This is a genomic window from Vibrio sp. V03_P4A6T147 (assembly GCF_002241085.1).
Taxonomy (GTDB): domain Bacteria; phylum Pseudomonadota; class Gammaproteobacteria; order Enterobacterales; family Vibrionaceae; genus Vibrio; species Vibrio anguillarum.
The window spans coordinates 1-5,573 of record NZ_NDIO01000412.1; the positions used below are offsets into that span (position 1 = coordinate 1).

Sequence of the window (5,573 nt, forward strand, 5' to 3'; positions counted from 1 at the left end):
TCAGCGCTTTGTTGAGATTAAACCTCAGGCGGCGTACTTTACTGGCCACAGCACTGTTTGAATTTCTTGCCACTGGCGCACGGACAAGGATCATTGCGTCCAATTTCTTTAAATGGGTTAACCCGCTGCGTTTTCATGCCGAGCATTAATTCATCAGCCATTAACGCCACTTCAGTGATCATGACATCCAACTGCTCAGCAAAATCACTCAAACTGGGTGGTGTTGCAAAACCCGCTTCGCTCATCTGCTGCTGTGTTTGTGTTTCATCGATGGCTAACATGAAGGTGGTCAACAAAGCTTGCAGCATGCGCAGGCTGCCATCACCAATTTGAGTCTCTAACCATTGCGGTTCAACGACTGGCCAGACGCTCATAAACCCTTCAGCAAAATCAGCCCACTGAGTCGCATTATCTAGCAAGGCTAACGCCGAATATTCGCTACGTTTGAGCAAGTTATATTGCAGATTAATTTGCGCCATCACCGCTGGTTCAAGTGCTTTGACTTGCTCCCCCACTAAAGGTTCTAACCAAGTTGTGGGTTCTAACGGCTTAGTGGCGAAATTGGATGCCAAAATAGCCCCTTCAAAAAAATGAGCGGATTGAGGAACTGATTGAGGAAGAGAGAGCAATGAGTAGGTCATGAAAATCTGTACAGTTAAAATGGTTGACCAAGGATTATATACCAACTCTTGCATTTAGTGACTTTTGATTCGGTAACCACTACAATCTCGCCTCGAATTTTTAAGGCGAAATGATGATGCGTGTAATTTTGGGCCCAATGGAGGGTGTACTAGACCACTTGATGCGTGAACTGCTCACCCAGATGAATGATTACGATCTGTGCGTGACTGAATTTGTGCGTGTCGTTGACCAATTATTGCCTGACCACGTTTTTTATCGCCTTTGTCCTGAACTGAAAACAGGCTCAAAAACACAAGCAGGTGTTCCCGTGCACGTTCAACTGCTCGGCCAAGAGCCACATTGGATGGCAGAAAATGCCGCACGAGTTGCTGAATTAGGCGCGCACGGCATTGACTTGAATTTTGGTTGCCCAGCGAAAACGGTCAACAAACACAAAGGCGGTGCGGCGCTGTTACAACATCCGGAATTGATTTATCAAGTGGTAAAATCATGCCGAGATGCGGTCCCGAAAGCGATCCCTGTTTCGGCTAAAATTCGCTTAGGTTGGGAAGACCCTAACGACTGCTTTGAAATTGTCGATGCGATTGAACAAGCTGGAGCAAACGAGCTCACAGTTCATGCCCGAACAAAAGCGGGCGGTTATCGCGCCAGTGAAATTAAGTGGGATTACATTAATCAGATACGCCAGAAGACGTCTCTGCCTCTGATCGCTAATGGCGAAATTTGGAACTATGACGATGGTCAAGCCTGTATTAAAGCGACGGGCGTAGAGTCATTGATGGTTTGTCGAGGCGCATTCAACGTTCCCAATTTAGGCAATGTGGTCAAACATAACCATAAAGTGATGCCTTGGCATGAAGTGGTTGATCTGCTCCTGCGCTATTCGCAATTTGAAATTAGAGGCGATAAAGGCTTTTACTATCCCAACCGAGTCAAGCAATGGTTTACCTACTTGCGTCAAGAATATCCTCAAGCTAACGAGCTATTTCTCGAAATCAGGACCTTCACCAAATCGGAACCTATCGTGGAGCACATTCAGCGTTACCGTGATCGGTTACAAAACACGTTGTGATGCGTTTTCTTCAGGCTTTCTCAACCTCACGCCGAGAAAGCCTGTTGCTGCTTAGTCAACCACTGTGTTAACTAACCCTCTGTGATAACGAAATAAAACCATTAACTGAGTAGAAGGCTATCATCTGCCAGCTCTTCGCCTCGAACTTTCGAAAACATTTCCAGTAGATCAGGCACTTTCATATTGGCACGCTGCTCACCAGACACATCAAGAACAATTTCACCTTGGTGAAGCATCACAGTGCGATCACCACACGCTAAGGCATCTTTCATCGAGTGCGTTACCATCATCACAGTCAAGTTAAATTCTTTGACGATTGTTTTGGTCAAATCAATGATAAAGGCCGCCATTCTAGGGTCCAGAGCCGCAGTGTGCTCATCAAGCAGTAACAATTTACTGTCAGATAAGGTTGCCATCACTAAGCTAACCGCTTGACGCTGCCCACCAGACAGTAAGCCGATGTTATCGCCTAAGCGATCTTCTAATCCCAAACCAAGGATAGCGATTCGCTCTTGAAACAACTTGCGACGTGATGAAGAAAGTGACAGCCCCCACCCTCGGCGCTTGCCGCGCATGTAGGCTAAAGCCATATTCTCTTCAATGGTTAAATCACCACATGTACCGGCAAGTGGGTCTTGGAACACGCGAGCGCATAAACGTGCACGCTGATCCACGCTCTGGCGCGTGACATCGACTTCATCGATGAGTACTTTGCCTGCCATCATGGGCGTTTCGCCCGTTACAGCGCCTAATAAGGTCGATTTCCCTGCACCATTTGAGCCAATCACAGTTAAAAATTGATGTTCAGGTACTTCGAGGTGAACACCTCTTAACGCTCTATTTTCTAAAATTGTGCCAGGGTTAAACGTGACTTGAATATCTTCTAAACGAATCATAATGTTTCTCCTGACGCTTTATCCTGCTTAGCAACAACCGACTTCTGAGCAGGAGAATTACCCTTTTTTGCTTTGAAGTTCCTTTTCATTTTTGGCGCAATCAGTGCAATGGCCACCAGCACAGCAGTAACTAAGTTGAGATCAGACGCCTGCAAACCGAACATGCCCGAGCTCAAAGCAAAGGCGACCGCTAAACGGTACAGCACTGAACCGACGATGACCGCCAGCACTGCAACCCAGATCCGGCGCCCAGGGATCAACGTCTGCCCCAAGATCACAGCGGCAAGGCCAACGACAATCGTCCCTACGCCCGAAGTTACATCAGCAAAACTGTTGGTTTGCGCAAACAGTGCCCCAGCAAAACCGACAAAACCATTCGATAACGCAAGAGCAAAATAGGTATAAAACGAGGTGCTTCCGCCTTGTGCTCTCACCATGCGGGCATTAACACCCGTAGCACGCAGTCCAAGTCCAAAGTCACTGTTTAATAATCGCACCACAAACCAGGCCGAAATCAAGACCAATACACCCACGACCAGCGGACGAATGTAAACCGAGTCACCCATGGCTTCAAAGGGCGTAAGAATGGTCTCCTCCCCAAGCAGAGCAATATTGGGGCGTCCCATAATACGAATATTGATGGAGAAGGCGGCAATCATGGTGAGAATCGACGCCAATAGATGCAAAATACCGCAGCGAACCGCAAGAAATGCAGTCACCCAACCGGTAAAGGCACCCGCAAGTATCGCCATTCCTGTAGCAACCCAAGGGTTAATACCTGCCACAATCGCCGTTGCGGCCACCGCAGCGCCCATCGGGAAACTGCCATCAACGCTTAAATCGGGGAAATCAAGGACACGGAAAGTGAGGTAAACACCCAATGCCACTAATCCGTACAGCAGCCCTATCTCTAGAGCGCCAAAAAAAGCAAAAGCAGACATAACAACTCCTTTCTCTGCTTAAACAGAGCTAAAGCCTTCGCTCTAGCTCTGAATGGTCTTTATTTTACGCTCGTAGCACGATCAAGTACTGACTGAGGAATCGTTACGCCCAGTTTTTCCGCTGCGGTTTTGTTGATCATTAAATCAGACCCTTTGGCCACTTTAACATCCAGTTTACCCGGTGCTTGGCCTTCCAAGATAGCGACAACATAGTCCGCGGTTTGTACGCCAATTTGGTAATAATCAAAGCCAAGGCTAGCAATCGCTCCGCGTTCAACATAAGAGGTTGCTGCGCCAAATACTGGGGTCTTAGCTTGGTTTGCCGAAACAATCATCCCTTCAATCGCACTGGCAACGGTATTATCAATCAAGGCATAGATAATGTCTGATTTTGAGGCAATCGCCTGTGTCGCAGTTTGTACGTCTGCACTTTTTAAGGCTGTCGCTTCAATAAGTTTAATGCCATGTTTTTGAGTGCTCGATTTAAGCAGTTCCATCAAGCTCACTGCATTCGCCTCACCGGGGTTATACACTACGCCGATAGATTTCACGTTTGGCATGATCTCTTTGATCAGCTCAATGTGCTGTTCAACTGGCGATAGATCAGAAAGCCCGGTCACGTTCTTACCCGGTTGCTCAAGTTTTTTTACCAATTTAGCACCGACAGGATCGGTCACCGCCGTGAACACGACAGGAATAGTTTTGGTTGCAGAAACGAGCGCTTGCGCCGTGGGGGTTGCGATGCCGACTAACACATCAGGATTTTCCCCGACAAATTGGCGCGCAATTTGAACAGCAATGGCTGGGTTGCCTTGCGCGGTTTTAAAATCAAAATCGAGATTTTTGCCTTGTTCATAACCTTTTGCTTTTAAACCATCAAGTAAACCTTGTCTGGTTGCGTCTAAAGCTGGGTGCTCAACAATTTGCGATACGGCGACTTTCGCTGTTTTGGCCATGATGCTTGTGGAAGAGAGTAATACTGCTCCTGCAAAAACGGCGGTAACAATGGCTTTGCCTGCTTTCATCTTAACTCCTTGATTTAAGCATTATACCCTTCCTACTTAAAGCGGTAGCAGTGCTAGCAAATGCGCTCATCCCGTTAAACACAGTTAACCTGTGCCACATTAGGATTCATCCCATTGCAGATTGCTTACAACTTCATATTGTTTGGGTATACATGTTGGATGTTGTGTTTTTAATATTTTTATGTACGCGCACTGAGCGTCGCTGACAACATTATTACCAGTAACTCAGGCTAAAGGGAAGTGAGGTTTAACAGTAAAGTAACAAAAAGAGAGATAAGAATAAGGCGAAAGTTGAATAACAAAGAGGAGTTCACTGCGGAAGTCCTCTTTGCCTTTTATTCACATGCTACCTGGGTGGCTAGAACCAGCGTTCTAACGCGGCGTCATCTAACTGACGGAATGCTCGGTTGAGGATAGCAGCCAGCTCTTTGTATCTCGGCTTCGCTTTGATTGGCTCTAAAGCAAAACCAGTATCGACAATCTTCTGGTACAGCTCTCGGTACCACCCAGCAAGCGAAGGTGGAAGTTGGGTATTGGCGCGGTTTCCCAGCCACCACATACCTTGTAGCGGTAAGCTTATGGCAAAAAGTGCCACTACCACTGCTTGGGGCATCGCCTGTGTATTTTCAAAAACCATCTGTGTCAGTACACTGATTGCGGCGATAGCTGGCATAGCCTTCACGCCAAAACGCGTGGCTTTAATGATCCGTTGCTCAGGAAAAATGAGGCCTAGCTCTTTGCGCACAGGCCAAACATCCATATATTTCTGACCATCTTTCAGGCTGTGAACGATTCCAACTTTGTTATTCATAGCGCGCCCTCACTCTCGATGCTGCCCATTCAACTAAAAAATAGTTTAATGATTCAACTAATCTAGTAAAAAATTGATAGAAGTTAATATTATTTCAATTTTTTTTTGTTATATTGGCCCATTATCGCTATTCTTTGCGGGCCCTCAATCTCATTGTTGCCGTTATTTACAATTTAGGCAACTCCG

6 protein-coding genes are annotated in these 5,573 nt (G+C 46.6%); 1 reads left to right on the forward strand and 5 read right to left on the reverse strand.

The genetic code is table 11. From position 1 onward, the window contains the following. Positions 1 to 38: 38 nt before the first annotated feature. On the reverse strand, positions 39 to 695 hold the full coding sequence (locus B9J84_RS15585; RefSeq protein ID WP_013856504.1) for a YecA family protein: 657 nt from the start codon (positions 693 to 695) through the stop codon (positions 39 to 41). Between the two features lie 62 nt (positions 696 to 757). Between B9J84_RS15585 and dusC the strand changes: the two genes are divergently transcribed. Continuing rightward, positions 758 to 1,714: a tRNA dihydrouridine(16) synthase DusC gene (dusC, locus tag B9J84_RS15590; RefSeq protein ID WP_094124521.1), complete on the forward strand. Its 957-nt coding sequence runs from the start codon at positions 758 to 760 to the stop codon at positions 1,712 to 1,714. A gap of 101 nt (positions 1,715 to 1,815) precedes the next feature. Here dusC and B9J84_RS15595 read toward each other — a convergent pair whose 3' ends face one another. From B9J84_RS15595 to yfbV, 4 genes are all read right to left on the reverse strand, one after another. Next, positions 1,816 to 2,610 (reverse strand): ABC transporter ATP-binding protein, encoded by a 795-nt coding sequence (locus B9J84_RS15595; protein ID WP_010319725.1) that lies wholly within the window; start codon positions 2,608 to 2,610, stop codon positions 1,816 to 1,818. After that, positions 2,607 to 3,551 (reverse strand): ABC transporter permease, encoded by a 945-nt coding sequence (locus B9J84_RS15600; RefSeq protein ID WP_013856502.1) that lies wholly within the window; start codon positions 3,549 to 3,551, stop codon positions 2,607 to 2,609. The genes B9J84_RS15595 and B9J84_RS15600 overlap by 4 nt, the downstream gene beginning before the upstream one ends. Before the next feature lie 59 nt (positions 3,552 to 3,610). Next, the gene (locus B9J84_RS15605; RefSeq protein ID WP_017048094.1) at positions 3,611 to 4,576 is read right to left on the reverse strand and encodes an ABC transporter substrate-binding protein; all 966 of its coding nucleotides are present in this window, start codon (positions 4,574 to 4,576) and stop codon (positions 3,611 to 3,613) included. 358 nt (positions 4,577 to 4,934) lie between these two features. Next, the gene (gene yfbV, locus B9J84_RS15610) at positions 4,935 to 5,387 is read right to left on the reverse strand and encodes a terminus macrodomain insulation protein YfbV (RefSeq protein WP_013856500.1); all 453 of its coding nucleotides are present in this window, start codon (positions 5,385 to 5,387) and stop codon (positions 4,935 to 4,937) included. Positions 5,388 to 5,573: the final 186 nt, after the last annotated feature.

What these genes read in the sequence shown, in the direction of transcription:
- B9J84_RS15600 (WP_013856502.1), bottom strand. Translation starts at nt 3,551, where the DNA reads ATGTCTGCTTTTGCTTTTTTTGGCGCTCTAGAGATAGGGCTGCTGTAC.
- B9J84_RS15585 (WP_013856504.1), bottom strand. Translation starts at nt 695, where the DNA reads ATGCAAGAGTTGGTATATAATCCTTGGTCAACCATTTTAACTGTACAG.
- dusC (WP_094124521.1), top strand. Translation starts at nt 758, where the DNA reads ATGCGTGTAATTTTGGGCCCAATGGAGGGTGTACTAGACCACTTGATG.
- B9J84_RS15605 (WP_017048094.1), bottom strand. Translation starts at nt 4,576, where the DNA reads ATGAAAGCAGGCAAAGCCATTGTTACCGCCGTTTTTGCAGGAGCAGTA.
- yfbV (WP_013856500.1), bottom strand. Translation starts at nt 5,387, where the DNA reads ATGAATAACAAAGTTGGAATCGTTCACAGCCTGAAAGATGGTCAGAAA.
- B9J84_RS15595 (WP_010319725.1), bottom strand. Translation starts at nt 2,610, where the DNA reads ATGATTCGTTTAGAAGATATTCAAGTCACGTTTAACCCTGGCACAATT.